Annotated in this window: 15 protein-coding genes; 8 read left to right on the top strand and 7 right to left on the bottom strand. The window is 65.3% G+C overall.

Annotation, left to right across the window (positions count from 1 at the left end):
* The first annotated feature begins 7 nt into the window (after window positions 1-7).
* Entirely contained in the window at window positions 8-1,663 is a 1,656-nt protein-coding gene (locus R5R73_RS08575; RefSeq protein ID WP_322529432.1) for a dihydroxyacetone kinase subunit DhaK, read from the top strand.
* A 375-nt stretch (window positions 1,664-2,038) separates the two neighbouring features.
* On the opposite strand, the gene R5R73_RS08570 is transcribed toward R5R73_RS08575, so the two are convergent.
* The 5 genes from R5R73_RS08570 to rpe all read right to left on the bottom strand — a co-directional run bounded on the left by R5R73_RS08570 (window position 2,039) and on the right by rpe (window position 8,092).
* Complete coding sequence (locus R5R73_RS08570; RefSeq protein ID WP_322529431.1) at window positions 2,039-4,447, bottom strand: ATP-dependent DNA helicase; 2,409 nt, start codon at window positions 4,445-4,447, stop codon at window positions 2,039-2,041.
* Window positions 4,444-6,183 carry a VRR-NUC domain-containing protein gene (locus R5R73_RS08565; protein ID WP_322529430.1) on the bottom strand — a complete coding sequence of 580 codons (1,740 nt, stop codon included), beginning with the start codon at window positions 6,181-6,183 and terminating at the stop codon, window positions 4,444-4,446. The genes R5R73_RS08570 and R5R73_RS08565 overlap by 4 nt, the downstream gene beginning before the upstream one ends.
* An 85-nt stretch (window positions 6,184-6,268) precedes the next feature.
* A complete protein-coding gene (locus tag R5R73_RS08560) occupies window positions 6,269-7,015 on the bottom strand; it encodes a ParA family protein (protein WP_303854315.1) in 747 nt (248 codons plus the stop codon).
* A gap of 42 nt (window positions 7,016-7,057) precedes the next feature.
* A complete protein-coding gene (locus R5R73_RS08555) occupies window positions 7,058-7,399 on the bottom strand; it encodes a GIY-YIG nuclease family protein (protein WP_303854313.1) in 342 nt (113 codons plus the stop codon).
* 6 nt (window positions 7,400-7,405) lie between these two features.
* On the bottom strand, window positions 7,406-8,092 hold the full coding sequence (gene rpe, locus R5R73_RS08550) for a ribulose-phosphate 3-epimerase (RefSeq protein ID WP_087718720.1): 687 nt from the start codon (window positions 8,090-8,092) through the stop codon (window positions 7,406-7,408).
* A gap of 233 nt (window positions 8,093-8,325) precedes the next feature.
* Between rpe and ggt the strand changes: the two genes are divergently transcribed.
* From ggt to R5R73_RS08515, 7 genes are all read left to right on the top strand, one after another.
* Window positions 8,326-10,065 carry a gamma-glutamyltransferase gene (ggt, locus tag R5R73_RS08545; protein ID WP_416221235.1) on the top strand — a complete coding sequence of 580 codons (1,740 nt, stop codon included), beginning with the start codon at window positions 8,326-8,328 and terminating at the stop codon, window positions 10,063-10,065.
* 80 nt (window positions 10,066-10,145) lie between these two features.
* Window positions 10,146-11,357 carry an MFS transporter gene (locus tag R5R73_RS08540; RefSeq protein WP_322529428.1) on the top strand — a complete coding sequence of 404 codons (1,212 nt, stop codon included), beginning with the start codon at window positions 10,146-10,148 and terminating at the stop codon, window positions 11,355-11,357.
* A 163-nt stretch (window positions 11,358-11,520) separates the two neighbouring features.
* Entirely contained in the window at window positions 11,521-12,549 is a 1,029-nt protein-coding gene (gene cysP, locus R5R73_RS08535; protein ID WP_322529427.1) for a thiosulfate ABC transporter substrate-binding protein CysP, read from the top strand.
* Window positions 12,546-13,400 (top strand): sulfate/thiosulfate ABC transporter permease CysT, encoded by an 855-nt coding sequence (gene cysT, locus R5R73_RS08530; RefSeq protein WP_071230382.1) that lies wholly within the window; start codon window positions 12,546-12,548, stop codon window positions 13,398-13,400. Before cysP ends, cysT begins: the two co-directional genes overlap by 4 nt.
* A complete protein-coding gene (gene cysW / locus R5R73_RS08525; protein ID WP_035411899.1) occupies window positions 13,400-14,227 on the top strand; it encodes a sulfate ABC transporter permease subunit CysW in 828 nt (275 codons plus the stop codon). Before cysT ends, cysW begins: the two co-directional genes overlap by 1 nt.
* Window positions 14,224-15,339, top strand: a complete 1,116-nt coding sequence (locus R5R73_RS08520) for a sulfate/molybdate ABC transporter ATP-binding protein (protein WP_322529426.1) — start codon at window positions 14,224-14,226, stop codon at window positions 15,337-15,339. The genes cysW and R5R73_RS08520 overlap by 4 nt, the downstream gene beginning before the upstream one ends.
* A gap of 106 nt (window positions 15,340-15,445) precedes the next feature.
* Window positions 15,446-16,039, top strand: a complete 594-nt coding sequence (locus R5R73_RS08515; RefSeq protein ID WP_071230379.1) for a YajG family lipoprotein — start codon at window positions 15,446-15,448, stop codon at window positions 16,037-16,039.
* 150 nt (window positions 16,040-16,189) lie between these two features.
* Here the strand turns inward: R5R73_RS08515 and R5R73_RS08510 are convergent, their stop codons facing one another.
* Together R5R73_RS08510 and R5R73_RS08505 are read right to left on the bottom strand one after the other, a co-directional pair.
* Complete coding sequence (locus R5R73_RS08510) at window positions 16,190-16,822, bottom strand: thiopurine S-methyltransferase (RefSeq protein WP_071230378.1); 633 nt, start codon at window positions 16,820-16,822, stop codon at window positions 16,190-16,192.
* Window positions 16,823-16,841: 19 nt separating this feature from the next.
* Window positions 16,842-17,459, bottom strand: a complete 618-nt coding sequence (locus R5R73_RS08505; RefSeq protein WP_071230377.1) for a TIGR04211 family SH3 domain-containing protein — start codon at window positions 17,457-17,459, stop codon at window positions 16,842-16,844.
* Between the last annotated feature and the right edge of the window lie 2 nt (window positions 17,460-17,461).

Raw genomic sequence — 17,461 nt, 5'->3', positions numbered from 1 at the left:
AGATCACATGGAACGTTTCTACAATGCCCCCGGCGATGTCGTCGACGAGATTCTGCGGACGACGGCGGCGACCGCCCCGCTGCGCATCGCCGAACCGGACAGCGGCCTGCGCATCCTGATCCGCCGGGACTGGGACAGAACGGAACAGGGACGCCGCCAGGTCGCGGTGCTCTCCGGCGGCGGCGCCGGCCATGAACCGGCCCACGCCGGTTATATCGGCGAAGGCATGTTGACCGGCGCCATCTCCGGCAGCCTGTTCGCGTCGCCCAGCGTCGAAGCGGTGCTGGCGGCAATCCGTGAAGTCTGCGGCGACGCCGGCTGCCTGCTGGTGGTCAAGAACTACACCGGCGACCGCCTCAATTTCGGCCTTGCCGCCGAGCGTGCCCGCAGCGAGGGCCTGAATGTCGCCATGGTGATCGTCGCCGACGATATCGCCATCGAGAACGCGCCGCAGCCGCGCGGCATCGCCGGCACCGTGCTGGTCCACAAGCTGGCCGGCTACCTGGCGAGCCAGGAGACACCCCTCGATGCCATCCGCGAACGTGCCGAGGCGCTGTGTCGGCGCATGGGATCACTGGGCATGGCGCTGAGCGCAGCGGCACAGCCGGGCCAGCCCGCCGCCAACCGCTCGCCGGAACTGGGCCTGGGCATTCATAACGAGACCGGCACGAGGCAGGTCGACCCGAAGAGTGCCGACGAGGCGATGAGCCTGGTTCTGGATCCCCTGCGCAACGCGCTGTCCGACCGCAAGCTCACCGGCCCCTGGATCGCGATGCTCAACGATCTGGGCAGCTGCTCCACCCAGGAAATGGGTGTGCTGGCCGCCAGCCTGCTGCGCCAGTTGGGCGTCGAGCAGGTCGCGCACCTGATTGGCCCGGCGCCGCTGATGACCTCACTGGACATGCACGGCTTTTCGCTCACTCTGCTGCCGGCGGATGACGACACCGTCACAGCGTTGTCGGCACCGACGACGGCACCAGGCTGGCCCGGACTGCGCGCCACGCAGAGGCCTCCGCACTTCTCGCCGGACACCCGCCAGGATCACGAAGCGCTGGCCGACGACGCGCCGCAGGACGCCGACACCGTCGCGACGCTCGAGCGGATCATCGATACCCTGCGCCAGGCACGTGAAGAACTCGATGCTCTGGATGCCAGGAGCGGCGATGGCGACGCCGGCGCCAGCATGCAAAGCGGCGCTGATTCGATCGCCAGAGCGCTCGAAGCCAAACGCCTGAACACCGCCGCCCTACCGCTACTGTTCGCGGGCATCGGCCAGTTGCTCTCAAGGGACATGGGCGGCTCCAGCGGCGTGCTGCTGTCTATCCTGTTCACCGCAGCCGCCGGCTCGCTGGATCGCCGCGGCAAACTCGACGAGGCGCTGGCCGCCGGCGTGGAGAAAATGCAGGCCTACGGCGGTGCCAGGCCCGGCGACCGCACCATGCTCGATGCACTGATCCCGGCCATCGAATCGTTGCAGCGCGGCGAGTCGCTCACCCAGGCCGCGCAGGCCGCTCGCGACGGCGCCCAGGCCACCGCCAGCCTGACCCGAGCCAACGCCGGCCGCTCCGCCTATGTGCCGGAAAGCGCACTCAAGGGTGTCGTCGACCCCGGTGCCGAGGCCGTGGCAAGAGTGTTCGAGGCACTAAGCCATTCGGCCTCGTAGATCGCAGGACGGCGCTACTGAAAAAGCCTACGCCATGTCCACTTGAATCGACCACCTCGACGCCTCCGGGGCCGCGCTGAAAGACGAGGGGCAAGCCGGGTCTTGTGACATGGATGTCACAAGAGGCGCGCCCGGACAGGGATGTCCTTGCGCGCCGACCCGAAGCGCAGGCCATCGTCTTTCAGGGTTTCGCGGACCAGCGGCGTCAATCAAGAGGGGGAGCGCGAGGGGGCGAGCGTTAAGCCCCCTCGCAACCAGGAGCGGAACGGTCGTCGGTGCTCGAACAGTCGTAAGCTGAAAAAGCCGGAATGTGGCACTTTGCCAAATAGGGCCAAATAGGGAGGCAGCCCTTCGGCTCCTCTCCACTTTTCAGACCTAGTCTTTGATCGGCTTGGGCCACCAATCCGGCAGCAATGCCTGCGATTCGCGCCGCGCGAATCGATCGTCCAGCAGGTGGATGACGCCTTCATCGGTGCCGGATCGGATCACCCGGCCCGCTGCCTGCACTACCTTCTGCATGCCGGGAAAGAAGTAGGCGTAATCGTAGCCGTGGCCGTAAAGCGCCTGCAGCCGCGCTCGCATCTGCTCGTTGACCGGGTTGACCTGGGGCAATCCCAGTGTTGCGACGAAGGCGCCGATCAGGCGATCGCCGGGTAGATCGATACCCTCGCCGAAAATGCCGCCCAGCACGGCAAACCCCACCCCCTCCCCGTTCGCCTCGAACCGGCGCAGGAACGTCTCGCGGGCGTCATCGTCCATGCGCGATGCCTGACGCCAGATCGGAATCTCGGGGTGACGCTCGGCCAGCCGGTCGGCGACCTGCTCCAGATAGGCGAAGCTGGAAAAGAACGCCAGGTAGTTACCGCGGCATGCTCGGAACTGAGCGGCGATGCGATCCGCCAACGGTGTCAGCGATGCCTCGCGATCGGCATACCGCGTCGACAGCCGCGCAGCGATGCGAACCTCGAGCTGTGAGTCCCGAAACGGCGAGGCCAGCGACATCCAGGGCGCATCGTCGGGCACGCCCAGCAGATCACGGTAGTAGGCTTCCGGCGCCAGCGTGGCGGAAAACAGCGTACCGCCCTGCGCGGCGACAAAGCGCGGCGTCAAGAACGGCGCGGGCACCACGTTGCGCAGCGTCACCCGGGCGCCAGCCTGGCGCTGCCGCCCCCGCGGCGCCTGCGGCGACACATCGCAGATCGAGTGATCGCCGAAGACATCGGCGACCCGACAGAAGTGCTGGGCATCAAAAGCAAAGCGCTGCAGCTCGCTATCGAGCGCGATCGGCTGTTCGCTCTGATACTCGACCACCTGTGAAACGGCCTGCTGTAGCGCGCCGATCAGCTTGCCCGGCAGTGTCTCCAGAACCCGGTAGTCCGATTCGCTGTCGTCCGCCAGCGCGCGCCACGCGGACGCCACCCGCGAGAATGGCCGCTTGAGCGGAGCAGGCAGGGTTGGCTTCAGGCGCCGGAACGCCGCATGATCGAGCGTCGCGCTGTACATGCCGCGCCCGCGTTCGACCAGGTTGTGGGCCTCGTCGACGAGCAGACCGACCCGCCATTGCTGCTGCTGGCTCAGCGCGTAAAGCATGGCGTGGAAATCGAACCAGTAGTTGACGTCGCCGATGACGACATCGGCCCAGCGCGCCATTTCCTGGCCCAGATAGTAAGGGCAGATTTCGTGGGCAAGCGCGGTCTCCCGCAGGGCGGCGCGATCGAGCCAGCCGCGTTCGACCGCCGCCTTGCGCGCGGCGGGCAGGCGATCGTAGAAACCCGCCGCCAGCGGGCAGGATTCGCCGTGACACGCCTTGTCGGGATGCTCGCAACTCTTGTCACGGGACGTGAGCGTCAGCACGCGCAGCGGGACGGCCTGGACTTCACTCAATCGGCTATCGCCCGACCTGGAATCGTTCGGCTCGGCATCGCCCGACCCGATATCGCCCGACCCGATATCGCCCGACCCGATATCGTCCGGCTCGAGGTGTTCCGGCTCCGGGATCTCGCGGTGCCGCTGCCCGGCGCCCAGGGTGCGCAGCGCGTCGAGGGCCAGCCGCTGGCCGGTATTACGCGCCGTCAGGAAGAAGATCTTGTCCAGCGGCTCGCCCGGCATTGCCTTGAGCATCGGAAACAGCGTGCCTAGCGTCTTGCCGATGCCGGTAGGCGCCTGCAGCATCAGCCAGCGCCGGGTATGAATCGCCTTGTAGACGGATTCCGCCAGCGGCCGCTGACCCTCGCGAAACCCGGCATAAGGAAACCGCAGCGCCTGCAATGCGCGATCGCGCCGCCGCCGATGGGCCAGCTCCTGCTGCGCCCAGGCCAGAAACGCCTGGCAATGAGCGTCGAACTCGGCGCGCAGCGCCTCGGCCGAACAGCGCTCGCTCAATGGCGTTTCGCGCTGGCTGACGATATCGAAATAGACGAGCGTCACCGTCAACTGATCCAGCCCGCGTTCGGCGCACAGCAGGTGGCCGTACACCTTGGCCTGCGCCCAGTGCAGCGCCCGCTGGTTGGCCGGCTGGCGGGAAAGATCGCCGCGATGGGTCTTTATCTCTTCCAGCCGATTGGCGTCTGGATCGTAGCCATCGGCGCGGCCGCGCACCTCGAGGTGGCGATAGGCGCCATTCAAGGCGATCTCGCGTTCGTAGCGCTCGCCCCGCCGCTCTCCGACGAGTTGATGGCCGGCGATACCCTCCTGTGCCGAAGGCGATGGCGTGAAGCGCAGATCGAGATCGCCGCGTTTGGCCGCGAATTCACACAGCGCACGGACAGCGATCCGATAGCTCAAGAAAGCGCTCCTGCCGTGGTGTCAGCGTCGCCCGTGTCTACCGTTTCGTCGTCGCAGGACTCCCAGGTGACGTAGCAGACACTGATCGGCATGTCGTGACGGGCGCAGAACTGAAGCCAGCGTTTCTGGTTGTCCTGCAGGCGGTCGCCAGGCCCCTTTACTTCGATCATGCGATAAGCCGGCTCGGTGGAGCCTCGCGGCCCTTGCAAAGCATCATCGCCTTCCGGCCAGAACTGGATCAGATCCGGCATCCCGGCCCGATTGGCGCGAACATCGTCGAGCAGACGCTCGAACCAGAGCCGGAGATGGCGCGCCGGAATGCAGTGCAGCGCCAGTTCCAGCGCCCGCTCATCCAGCGCTTCCCAGAACACGAACGGTGACTGGATGCCCCACTTGTCGCGGTAGCGACGACGGATGATCTCGCCATGGTCACCTCGCTCGAGCGCAGCCAGGCATGCCTCGATGAGGTCGCGTCGACGGGTCCAAAAATCCGCCTCGAACAGATCCACCGGCCCGCTATGGAACGGATGGAAGAACGCGCCGGGCAGCGGCGCGAAGATCGCATCCCAGCACAGCAGGCCGAACAGCCCGTTGACGAGCACGTTCTCGACATAGCAGACCGGCGCCTCGGCGCGGGAGAGGTGCCGGGCCACCGCCAGTTCGACGCTGGCCGAACGCGGCAGCACCAGATCGACACGCGGTGGTTCCGGTGCCTTCGTCCGCCTGCCTGAAGCCAGTCCCAGTTTGCGCCGCAGCCGCGGTATCACCCGCTCCAGCGCCTGGCTCTCCGCGGCATTGGTGGGCGCGGCTTCCGCCCGTTCGGCCAGCGCCAGCGCATCCGCTGTCGCCTGCTGCGCCTCGAGCACGCGAATCCGTCGCAGCCGCGCTTCCGGTGCCGAGCAATCCCGATAGAGCTCCAGCGCCCGGCCGAGTTCGCCCTGGCGTTCGAGACGGTAGGCGAGCTTGTAGATCAACCGGCCTCTGCGACGCTCCAGCCAGTCGTTGTCGAACGCCACGCGAGGCACGTCGGGCAACAGCGATTCCAGCGACTCGTCGGCCTCGAAGCGCTCCCGGCAGCGGTGCAGATGATGGTAGGCCTCCAGCTCCTCGCGGCGCGAGAAGGCACGGGAAGCCGCGTCCAGTTCGACGCGCTCGAAGCGATAGACACCGAGTTCCGAGAGCACGAATTCGGACCAGTGCTGACGCAGGTTGCCGAAGAACATCAGCCGGAAGCGTTCGCACATCGCGTCGACGGTCAGCCGATAGTGACGATCCCCGAGCGTCGGCAACCACTCGGCCAGCGGGCGGGGCTCGGGCGACGCCGCCTGCAACGCTGACAGCCAGACACCCTTGCCCGCGCTCCTGCCGACGCCGAGTGCCAACAGCCCGCCGCCCATGTCGACGCCGATCTCCGCTCGGGTCGCCAGCGAAAACAGCGCTTCCAGCGACAGCGGTACATCTTCCTCGACCCAGCCGCACTCGATCAGCGATCCGGCAGCTTCGACGCTATCGCCGATCTCGGCGTAGACCAGGCGGCTGGCACGGAAATCGACGCCCTTGCGCATGACCATCCGCACCAGCAACGCCTGGGAAGGCTCCGGCACGCGCTCGAAGTCGGCGATGAAGGCGCTTTCGTCGGGACTCAGCAGGTCCGCGTAGCGGGACGTCAGCCAGTCGAGCACTCGGCGGAAGTTGGCGAGGTAGTAGAGCGGGTCTTCGAGCGTCGGCAGCGCCATGGCGTCCCCAGCGTAGGACTCAAAAATACTGGGTAAGTATACAGATGACGCAACGGCGTTCGAAGCCCCGTAACGGGTCGAGGCACTACTCGCCCAGTTCGGCCTTGAGCTCCTGCCACAGACGGCGGTAGGCGTGGGTCGCCCGGCTGCGGGGCGCCAGGTCCGCCAGCGGTTGATTTTCGAGACTCATTCGCTCGACGTCGCTGGAATAGGGAATCCAGCTGTGCAGCGTGCGTCCCATCGCTTCCGGGGGTGATTCGATCCACTCCCGGTGCAGACGACGCCGTCGATCCACCAGATTGAAAAAGGGGCAGATACGCTCTCTCTGGCGCTTCTTGAGATCGAGATGCGCCAGCATGCGCGAGAATGCCTGTATCGACAGCGGGCTGGGAATGGTCGGCACCAGGATGCGATCGGCGGCGCGGATCAGCTGTTCGGCCAGCGTGGAAAGCCCCGGCGGGCAGTCCAGAATCATCAGCGCGTACTCTTCGCTGAACGGCGCGATCAGACGCTTGAGATGCTTGTCGCCCTCCGCCTTGTCTTCCAGGATGCGATCGAGTTCGCGCAGGCGCATGTCCGCCGGCAGCAGATCGAAACGCTCCCACGGCGTGTGCTGAACCTGCTCTCCCAGCGGCGACTTGCCCGACAGCAGCTTGCCGACCTTGCGGCTCAAGCCGTTCTCCCCTCCCAGTATCCAGGTCGAGGCGCCCTGCGCATCGAGATCCCACAGCAGCACCGGCAAACCATCGCGATTGGCTTCGCGGGCCAGGTTGACGGCCGCCGAGCTCTTGCCGACGCCGCCTTTGAGATTGTGCAGTGCCACCACTTTCATGATCGAAGTGTTCCCGTTCGATATCGAATGATGCCCGAGATTCTACGGTCCCGCGGGCTCCCGAGAGATGACAATCTGGTGACAAAACGATGACGGCCGCTGCCGTTCGATCCAGCGCCGCTTGGCGTCGGCGCTCAGCCGCTTGATCGCCGCTTCGAGCTTGAGCGCGTCGCCGTGACTACCGACCGCCTGGGCGTGCCGCAAGGTCAACGGCCCCTTGCCACGCAGCGCCCGCGCACCTCGGCCGCGGGAGTGTTGCTCGAATCGCCGGGCCACATCGGTGGTAATGCCGGTGTAGAGCGCGCCTCTGGCGGTCTCGATGAGATAGAGATACCACTGGCGCGGCTCGCTATCGTCCGCTACCGCCTCGTTTTTCGACGACACGCCGGCTCAGTTTCCGGCAAGCGCCGAGCGCATTTTGCCGATCACGCTGTCGTAGCGATGGGGGTCGTCGAGGCTGCGCGCCTTGAAGATGGCCGAGCCGGCGACGAAGGTATCCGCCCCCGCTTCGGCGATCTCGGCGATGTTGTCCGGGCCGACGCCGCCGTCGACCTCCAGCCGAATCGGTAACCCGCTGGCGTCGATGCGCCGGCGCGCCTCGCGGAGCTTGTCCAGCGCCGCCGGAATGAAGGACTGGCCGCCAAAGCCGGGGTTGACGCTCATGATCAGGATCATGTCGACCTTGTCCATGACGTAGTCCAGGTAGGAAAGCGGCGTCGCCGGATTGAAGACGAGCCCGGCCTTGCAGCCATGGCTGCGAATGAGCTGCAGCGAGCGGTCGACATGCTCCGAAGCTTCCGGATGGAACGTCACGTAGCTGGCGCCGGCATCGATGAAATCGCCGATCAGGCGATCCACCGGCTTGACCATCAGGTGGCAGTCGATCGGCGCGGTGATGCCGTGCTTGCGCAGCGCCTCGCACACCATCGGCCCCATCGTCAGGTTGGGCACGTAATGGTTGTCCATGACATCGAAATGGATGATGTCGGCCCCCGACGCCAGCACGTCCTCGACCTCCTGTCCCAGACAGGCGAAGTTGGCGGAGAGAATGGAAGGTGCGATCTTGAAGTCATGCATGAAAGGATCCTTATGCAGGCTGGCCGTTGGCGCTCATTCTAGCGCACGCATCGCCACCTTTGGCCGATCCGGACGCAAAACCGCCTCGCCGGCATGGCCGGCGAGGCACTGAGCATCGACTGTTTCTATACTGCTCTAGGTCTTGGCTGAATCGACCTTGGTCACATGGCATGATTCGGCCGTATCACAACAACACTCATTGGGGACACGTCATGCCTCGCTTCCACCCTTTCATGCTGCCTGCTCGCCGAGCAGTGGCCTTGTCTCTCGTCTGCCTGACAACTGTGTTATCAACTCTCGTCCCGACACCGACGCATGCCCAGTCGGCGATCCTCGAAGGGGAGCGATTCCACCCCCAGCTCGGCGAGCACGGCATGGTGGCAACCAGCCATTACCTGGCCTCGCAAATCGCCCACGATGTCCTGGCCGATGGCGGCAATGCCGTCGATGCCGCCGTGACCGCCGGCTTCGCGCTGGCAGTGACCCAGCCCCGCTCGGGCAACATCGGCGGTGGCGGCTTCATGCTGATTTCGGACGAGAAGAGCAATGAGGTCATCGCCATCGACTACCGCGAAAAGGCCCCGGCGGCAGCCTACGAGACCATGTTCCAGAACGAACAGGGTGAGGCCGTCTCCGAGCTTTCCCGCTACACCCACAACGCGTCCGGCGTGCCCGGCACCGTGGCCGGCCTGGCATTGGCGCTGGATAAGTACGGCACCATGAGTCTCGCCGAGGCGCTGGCGCCCGCGATCAAGCTGGCGGATGAAGGCTTCATCATTCCGCCGCGATTCGCCGAAGGTCTCGAACAGTCCCAGCAGCGGCTCAAGCAGTGGGATTCGACGCGCAAGGTGTTCTACAAACCGGACGGCTCCCTGTATCGCGCCGGCGAGCGATTCCGCCAACCCGACCTGGCCGCGACGCTCGAGCGCATCGCCAAGAACGGCCCGCGGGAGTTCTACGAAGGCAAGACGGCGCGACTGATCACGGCCGAGATGCAGAACCATGGTGGCCTGATGACGACAGAGGATCTGGCTGGCTACCAGCCGACGATTCGCGAGCCGGTACATGGCACCTACCGCGGCTACGACGTCTACGCCATGAGTCCGCCCTCTTCCGGCGGCGCGCATATCGTGCAGATGCTCAACATTCTCGAGGGCTACGACATTCATGCCATGGGCTTCAATTCGGCACGCACGATCCACGTCATGAGCGAAGCGATGAAACGCGCCTACGCCGATCGCGCCGAGTATCTCGGTGACACCGACTTCGTCGACGTGCCGCTCGCCGGCATCACCTCGAAGGCCTATGCCGAGGAACTACGAGCGCAGATCGATCTCGACCGCGCCACGCCCAGCAGCGAGATCGCCGCCGGCAACCCGCTGCCGTACGAGTCCAACGAGACCACTCACTTCTCGATCGCCGACGACAGCGGCCTGGCGGTCTCCAATACCTATACCATCAACTTCAGCTACGGCTCGGGCATCGTCGTCGACGGCGCCGGCTTTTTGCTCAACAACGAGATGGATGACTTCTCGGCCAAGCCGGGCACGCCCAATGCCTACGGCCTGATCGGCGGTGAAGCCAACAGGATCGAACCCGAGAAGCGCATGCTCTCCTCGATGACCCCGACCATCGTCAAGAAGGATGGCAGGAACTTCCTCGTGACCGGGAGCCCCGGCGGCTCGCGCATCATCACCACCACGCTGCAGGTGGTGATGGACGTTATCGATCACGGCATGAACATCCAGAGTGCCGTCAGCGCGCCGCGCATTCACGATCAGTGGCTGCCGGACGAGATCCGCATCGAGGATGGCATCAGCCCGGACACGATCGCCCTCCTCGAGGCGATGGGACACACCGTCAGCCAGCAGGAGGCGATGGGCGCGGCGCAGTCGATCCTGATCGAGGACGATGGCACCTTCACCGGCGGCGCCGATCCGCGGCGTTCGACCTCCTCGGCGATGGGTCTATGAGCCGGTATCTGCGATCCGAAGGCGACCGACATGCCGTCGCCCACCGACGGTGACCCAGGCTGATTCGTGCGGGGAGACCGATGCCGATTGTCATCATTGCCATCGCCGAGTGGTTCGGCACCGCGCTGTGGTTCACGCCCAACGCCGTCATCGGCGATCTCCAGCGGACGTGGGGACTCGCCACCGGCGATCTGGGCTGGCTCACCGGTGCGGTGCAGTTCGGATTCCTGCTGGGAACGCTCGGCCTTGGTCTCAGCGGCCTTGCCGATCGCACTCGAGCCAGCCGACTGTTCGCCCTGGCATGCCTGGTCGGTGCGCTTTCCAACGCCCTGCTGCCTTATGCCGGTGGCCTTTGGCCAGCGATCGGGTTGCGCCTGGTCACCGGGCTGTCGCTGGCCGGTATCTACCCCATCGGCATGAAACTGATGGTGGGCTGGGCGCCTGGGCGCGCCGGACTGGGGCTGGCATGGCTCGTCGGGATGCTGGTGCTGGGCACCGCGATGCCCCACCTGCTGGCCGGCCTCGGCTGGAGTGGGGGCGGACTCATAGGTCAGAGCGGCGGCGGCTCGGCGAGAGAAAGCGGCGACTGGCGGCTGACGCTATGGATCGCATCACTGCTCGCCCTGCTGGCCGGCGTCTCCATATGGCGGCTGGGCGACGCCCCTTCCCTTGCTCGGGCTTCCACTCCGACGCCATCACGTCTGGCCGGGCTGGCGGCCTTTCGCATCGCCGATTTTCGCCGTGCTGCCGGCGCCTACTTCGGCCATATGTGGGAGCTCTATACGCTCTGGACACTGATCCCGTTGCTGCTGATCGGGGATAACCCCTCGCTCTCTCCCCAGGCGCTATCGATGCTGTCGTTCGCCCTGATCGCGGTCGGCGCTCCCGGCTGCTGGCTCGGCGGCTGGCTGAGTCAGCATCTGGGCAGTCGCCGGGTCGCGATCCTGGGGCTGGCCGGCTCGGCGATAGGCTGCCTGCTCTATCCTTGGCTCGCTCCGCACCTCGGTTTCGCTGCGCTGGTGGCGTATCTGGCAGCGTGGAGCCTGCTCGCGGTGATCGATTCACCGCAGTTTTCCGCGCTCTCCGCCAGCGCTTGCCCCGCCGCGCTGGTCGGCAGTGCCCTGACGCTGCAGAACGCGATCGGGTTCGCGATCTCCGCGGTCTCGATCGGTCTGCTGGTGCCATGGCTACCCGCCCTCGAGGCAACGATCGCCTGGTGGCTACTCCCCGGCCCGCTGCTGGGGCTGCTTGCTCTCCGCCGACTCGGCAGGCCTGCTCGCGTCGAACCGTAGGCACAGCGTCTGCCGCGCCTGAGCACCCTGAGCTCAAGAACATCTGGGCTTATAGAGTTACCGAGCAAATTAATAATTAAACGTTCTATAGAAACGAATTGTCATTCCATTCTGATTTATTTAGCCTTGCCGCCATTACCAATAAATCCTAGGGGACTGACTCATGACCTGGTTTTCCAAGCCTCGCTCGCTGTTCACCGCATCCGCCGTCGGGTTGGCGTTGACTTTCGGCGCCCTGTCGCCCGCGCAGGCTCAGGAAGAACCGCGTGAGCTGCTCAACTCCTCCTATGACATCGCTCGCGAACTGTTCGCCGCGGTGAATCCGAAGTTCATCGACTGGTGGCAGGCCCAGCACGACGAAACCGTCAGCGTGAAGCAGTCCCATGGCGGCTCCTCGACGCAGGCTCGTTCGATCATGCAGGGGCTGCGTGCCGACGTGGTGACCTTCAACCAAGTGACCGACGTCAACGTGCTGGCAGACGCCGGCCTGGTCGCCGAGGATTGGCAGGATCGCTACCCGAACCAGGCGTCGCCCTACTACTCCACGACCGCCTTCCTGGTGCGCAAGGGCAACCCCAAGCAGATCGAGAACTGGGATGACCTGGCGCGGGACGATGTCTCTCTCGTCTTCCCCAATCCCAAGACTTCGGGTAACGGCCGCTACACCTATCTCGCCGCCTGGGCCTATGCCGACCAGGCCTTCGATGGCGATCAGGACAAGATCGAAGATTACATGAGCACGTTCCTCGGCAACGTCGAGGTGTTCGACACCGGCGGCCGCGGCGCGACGACGACATTCGTCGAGCGCGGTATCGGCGACGTGCTGATCACCTTCGAGTCCGAGGTCAACAACATCCGTAACGAATACGGCAAGGACGACTACGAAGTGGTAGTACCACCGGTCAGCATCCTGGCCGAGTTCCCGGTGGCCGTGGTCGACGAATACGCCGAGCGCAACGGCAACGAAGACCTGGCCAAGGGCTACCTGGACTACCTCTACACCGAGGAAGCGCAGCGCCTGCTGGCCGGGTTCAACTACCGCGTCAACGACGAGAAGGTGGCCGAGGAGTTCAGCGACCAGTTCCCGAAAACCGAACTGCTGCGCGTCGAAGACGTCTTTGGCGGCTGGCCCGAGGCGATGGAAACGCATTTCTCGAGCGGCGGTGAACTGGATCAGCTTCAGCGCCGATGATCGCACACGCTCTGACCTGGCGCCGCGAACGCCGAGTGCTGCCCGGCTTCGGCCTCTCGCTCGGCATCTCGCTGACCTTCGTCTCGCTGATTCTGCTGCTGCCCCTGACCAGTCTGGTGGGGCAGCTCTCGCAGTTGAGCTGGTCGCAGTACTGGTTTTTGATCACGGATCCGCGCCTGCTGGCGAGCTACGGCGTGACGCTCTTCGGCGCCGCGGTGGCGGCTATCTTCAACGCCGCGTTCGGGCTGCTGATGGCGTGGGTGCTGGTGCGCTACGAGTTCCCCGGCAAGCGCCTGGTCGATGCGCTGATGGACCTGCCGTTCGCGCTGCCGACGGCGGTGGCGGGGATCACGCTGGCGACGCTCTACTCCAGTAACGGCTGGATCGGACGACTGCTGGAGCCGCTGGGCATTTCGATCTCCTACACCTGGATCGGGATCGCCCTGGCGATGGCCTTTACCAGCATCCCGTTCGTGGTTCGCACCGTGCAGCCGGTACTGGAAGATCTCCCCGCCGAAGTGGACGAAGCCGCGATGACGCTCGGCGCCAGCGATAGCCTCGCGTTCCGCCGGGTGATCCTGCCCTACCTGTGGCCGGCGCTGGTCACCGGTACCGGGCTCGCCTTCGTGCGTTCGCTCGGCGAGTTCGGCGCCGTGATCTTCATTGCCGGCGGCAAGCCCTACGAAACCGAGATCACCTCGCTGATGATCTTCGTCAAGCTGCAGGAGTACGACTACGCCGGTGCCTCGGCGGTCGCTTCGATCGTTCTCGCCACCTCGCTTGCCCTGCTGCTGGCGATCAATCTGTGGCAAGGCCGCTTCATCAAACGACTGCACGGAGGGCGCGGCTGATGATACGGATCGGTGACGCACCGCGTGTCCGCCGTCTGCTGATCGGGGCCGCCCTGGTGCTGACGGCGCTGTTCCTGCTGCTGCCGCTGGTGGCGATCTTCGCCCAGGCGTTAATGAGCGGCATCGATGTCTACTGGCAGAACCTGAGCGACGACTACACGCTTGCCGCCATCGGCCTGACGCTGCTGGTCGCCGTGATAACCGTGCCGGTCAATCTGGTCTTCGGGGTGTTTCTGGCCTGGCTGGTGACGCGCTTCGATTTCCCCGGCCGGCGCCTGCTGCAGACGCTGATCGATATTCCGTTTGCCGTCTCGCCGGTGGTCGCCGGCCTGGTCTACCTGCTGCTCTACGGGCGAAACGGCTGGCTCGGCGGCTGGCTCGATGCTCACGATATCCAGATCATGTTCGCCTGGCCGGGCATCGTGCTGGTCACGCTGTTCGTCACCTGCCCGTTCGTCGCCCGCGAGCTGATTCCGCTGATGCAGGCGCAAGGCTCCCGCGAGGAAGAAGCAGCCGTGACGCTGGGCGCTTCCGGCTGGACGATTTTCCGGCGCGTGACGCTGCCGAACATTCGTCATGCCCTGCTCTACGGCGTGATCCTGACCAACGCCCGCGCGGTCGGCGAGTTCGGCGCGGTCTCGGTGGTCGCCGGGGCGATTCGCGGCGAAACCAATACCCTGCCGCTGCAGGTCGAACAGCTCTATCAGGACTACAACACCGTGGGTGCCTTCACCAGTGCATCGCTGCTGGCACTGCTGGCGCTGCTGACGCTGGCCGCCAAGGCCGCACTCGAATGGCGCGCTGCGCGCCGGGAGACCGCGACATGAGTATCCGCATCTCGCAGATCGAAAAGACCTATGGTTACCAGGGACATGGTTCCAAGGGCCATGGCCGGACCCGCGCCCTCGAACCCATCGATCTCGATATCCACGATGGCGAACTGATCGGCCTGCTCGGCCCCTCCGGCTCCGGCAAGACCACGCTGTTGCGTATCGTGGCCGGGCTGGAACAGGCCGACAGCGGCTCGATCCACTTCGGCGATCGTGACGTGACTCGGGTTCACGTGCGCGACCGGCGCATCGGGTTCGTGTTCCAGCACTACGCGCTGTTTCGCCACATGAGCGTGTTCGACAACGTCGCTTTCGGGCTGACTGCCATGCCGCGCTCGCAGCGGCCGTCGAGCGGCGAGATTCGTTCGCGGGTGATGCAGTTGCTCGAAATGGTCCGGCTGCAGGATTTCGCCGAGCGTTTCCCGGCCCAGCTCTCCGGCGGGCAACAGCAGCGCGTATCGCTGGCGCGGGCGCTGGCGTTGAAGCCCGACGTGCTGCTGCTCGACGAGCCGTTCGGCGCGCTGGATGCCAAGGTACGCCAGGAGCTGCGCCGCTGGCTGCGCCATCTCCACGAGGAGCTTCACTTCACCAGCCTGTTCGTGACCCACGACCAGGAAGAGGCGCTGGAACTGTCGGATCGGGTGGTGGTGATGAGCAACGGCCGGATCGAACAGATCGCAACGCCGGATACGCTCTATCGCCAACCCGCCAATCGCTTCGTGTTCGAGTTCCTCGGTGACGTCAACCGGATCGAGGGCGATATCGAGAAGGAAGTCCTCACCTGCGGCAACGCGCGGGTGGCGGTGCCCGGCATCGAGAATGGTCGCCAGGAACTGCTGCTGCGACCCCATGAGGTCCGCCTGGACGAGCAGCCCAGCACCCGCGCGCACTTGCCGGTCAGCGTCACGGCCGTCGTGCCGGTAGGCGCCGAAGTTCGCCTCGAGCTGGAAGCGGACTGGCTGGGCGAACCGTGGCTGGCCACGATCAGCCATGCGGATTTCGAACGCCTGGCGATCACCCGTGGCAAACGGCTCTTCGCCCAGCCCAGCCGTCTGCATCGCTTCGATACCTCACGACCACAGACACTAGCACCGCTGTCGGCCTCATGAGGCGGCAGCCGGGTCAAGGCCTTAGGGGTCTTCGTCGCATTCCGGAAACTCGCGACCGACGTCTATAATGGTCGCGCCGTTTCCACGACTCGAGAGGTTCACTGTTATGCGTCAATGGTTTGCGTTCAAAGGCCTGGCCGTACTGCTATTGCTCGGCCTGCTGGCGGCCTGTGCCCAGAGCCCCCAGATTCTGTCCGTGAGTCCCAAGGTCAGCGGCGGTTTTCCGCATACCGGCAACGGCCAGTCGGTCTCGCTGGAAGTGGTCGACGGACGCGACAGCAGCGTCATCGGCACGCGCTCGGGCAGCCCGTCGGCAACGTCGACGATTACCGTCGAGGCCAACGATGTCATTCCCAAGATCCGTGTCCAGGCGGAAAACGCCCTGCGCAGCATGGGGTTCAACCCGACCAGCAGCAACGCCGGCGGCCCTTCGCTGACCCTGACACTGACCGATCTGGCCTACGCCCGCGGTACCGCTGAGCAGCCGCTGCTGGACGCCTCCCAGCTCCAGGCGATCATCCAGGCGGAAGTGGTCAATGGCGGCAACACCTATACCGGTCGCTACACCGCCAAGCGCTCCCAGAGCTACGCCGTGAAGCCGGACTGGGATACCAACAACCGCATGGTGAGCGAACTGTTGGGTAACGCCCTGGACCGCACCTTCCGCGATCAGCAACTGGCCAACCTGCTGGCCCGCTGATCTCTCCCGGAAGTCTCCACCGAACGCGAAGAACCGCCTGCCACGTCACCGTGGCAGGCGGTTCTCTCGTTCCGGGCTTCAGGATAGCGGTTTTGGGTAGCTTGGGGCGACGCCGCACGGGCCCACGACCGGACGACACCTCGGTAGCCACTAGAGCGGCGGGCCCCGCCTCACCAACTGCCACACGCTTTCGGTCAGGCCATCTCTGGCCTCCGATACCTCGCACAGCGTCAGCTCGAAATTGGGGGCCATCAGCGCCCTGACTTCCTCGTGCGGAACGCTGAACGGCGGGCCGCGCTCCGGGTCGTCATGGGTCAGGGTGACCAGCAGGCCGCGCTTGCCCGGCAACAGCAGTTGCGCCAGATGGTGAGCGTAGCGCTGGCGCGTCGCCGGTGGCAGCGCAATGAGGGCGGCACGATCGTAGAAGCCCGCCAGCTCGGCCGCTTCATCCACCTGAAAGTGGAAGAAGTCGCCACACCACAGCTCGACGCTCCCCTGCCGCGTGCACTCGAACCCGGATCGGCGGTAGCGAAGCGCGGGCTGATCGCCTTCCGCCACGAACTGCTCGATCGCCAGGGGCGACAGCTCGACTCCCAGTACCGGATTACCGCGCTGGACCAGCCAGCGCATGTCCCGACTCTTGCCGCACAACGGCACCAGGATCTTGGCGCCGGCGTCCAGCCCGAGTCGCGGCCAGTGCCTTTCCAGCGCCGGGTGCGGCATCTCGCGATGAAACCCGATGCGTCCTTCCTGCCAGCGCTGCAACCAATCCGCGGCGGTCATCACGACTCCTCAGGCAGGCTCAGAACCAGCGGTCGCGCTTGCGCCGGCGGCGCGGCAGATGCGGCACGATCAGGCCGACGATCAGCCCCGCGCCGGCCACCCCGCCGCCATACATGAAGTAGCGCATCAGCAGATCTTCTTCCTGGGTATCCAGACGCGCCTGCATCTCGCGCATCTTGCTCTCCGCCTGAGAATAGGCCTGATTGAGCTGATTATTGGTGGCCTGCAGCTCGTCGACCTGCGCCTGACGGCCTTCCAGTTCGTTACGCATGTCGGCCACCCGCTGATTCCACTCGTCATCGATGCCATCGAGCCGCGTGGTCAGTTCGTCCACCTTCTTCTGGAGCGCCGGCAGTTGCTGCTGGGCGCTGGGTTGGTCCTGGATGAACTGGGACTGGACCCATACCTCGTCGCCGTCGGGGCCGCGCACCTGCGTATAGTCGCCCTGGGTCTGCAGCACGGTAACGGGATCACCACTGGTGAGCGTTCCCACGATGCGGTAGCCGTCGGTGGGGCCACTGCGCACGAACGTAGTCAATGAATCACTGACCCAGTGGCCATCCTGAGCCACGGCGGAGGCGGAAAACAGGGCCGCGCCCAAGGCGCAACCCATGACTGCATTTCGAATTTTCAACATAT

The organism is Salinicola sp. LHM (genome assembly GCF_034479735.1).
Taxonomy (GTDB): domain Bacteria; phylum Pseudomonadota; class Gammaproteobacteria; order Pseudomonadales; family Halomonadaceae; genus Salinicola; species Salinicola salarius.
This window is presented reverse-complemented; position numbering and strand designations above follow the sequence as displayed.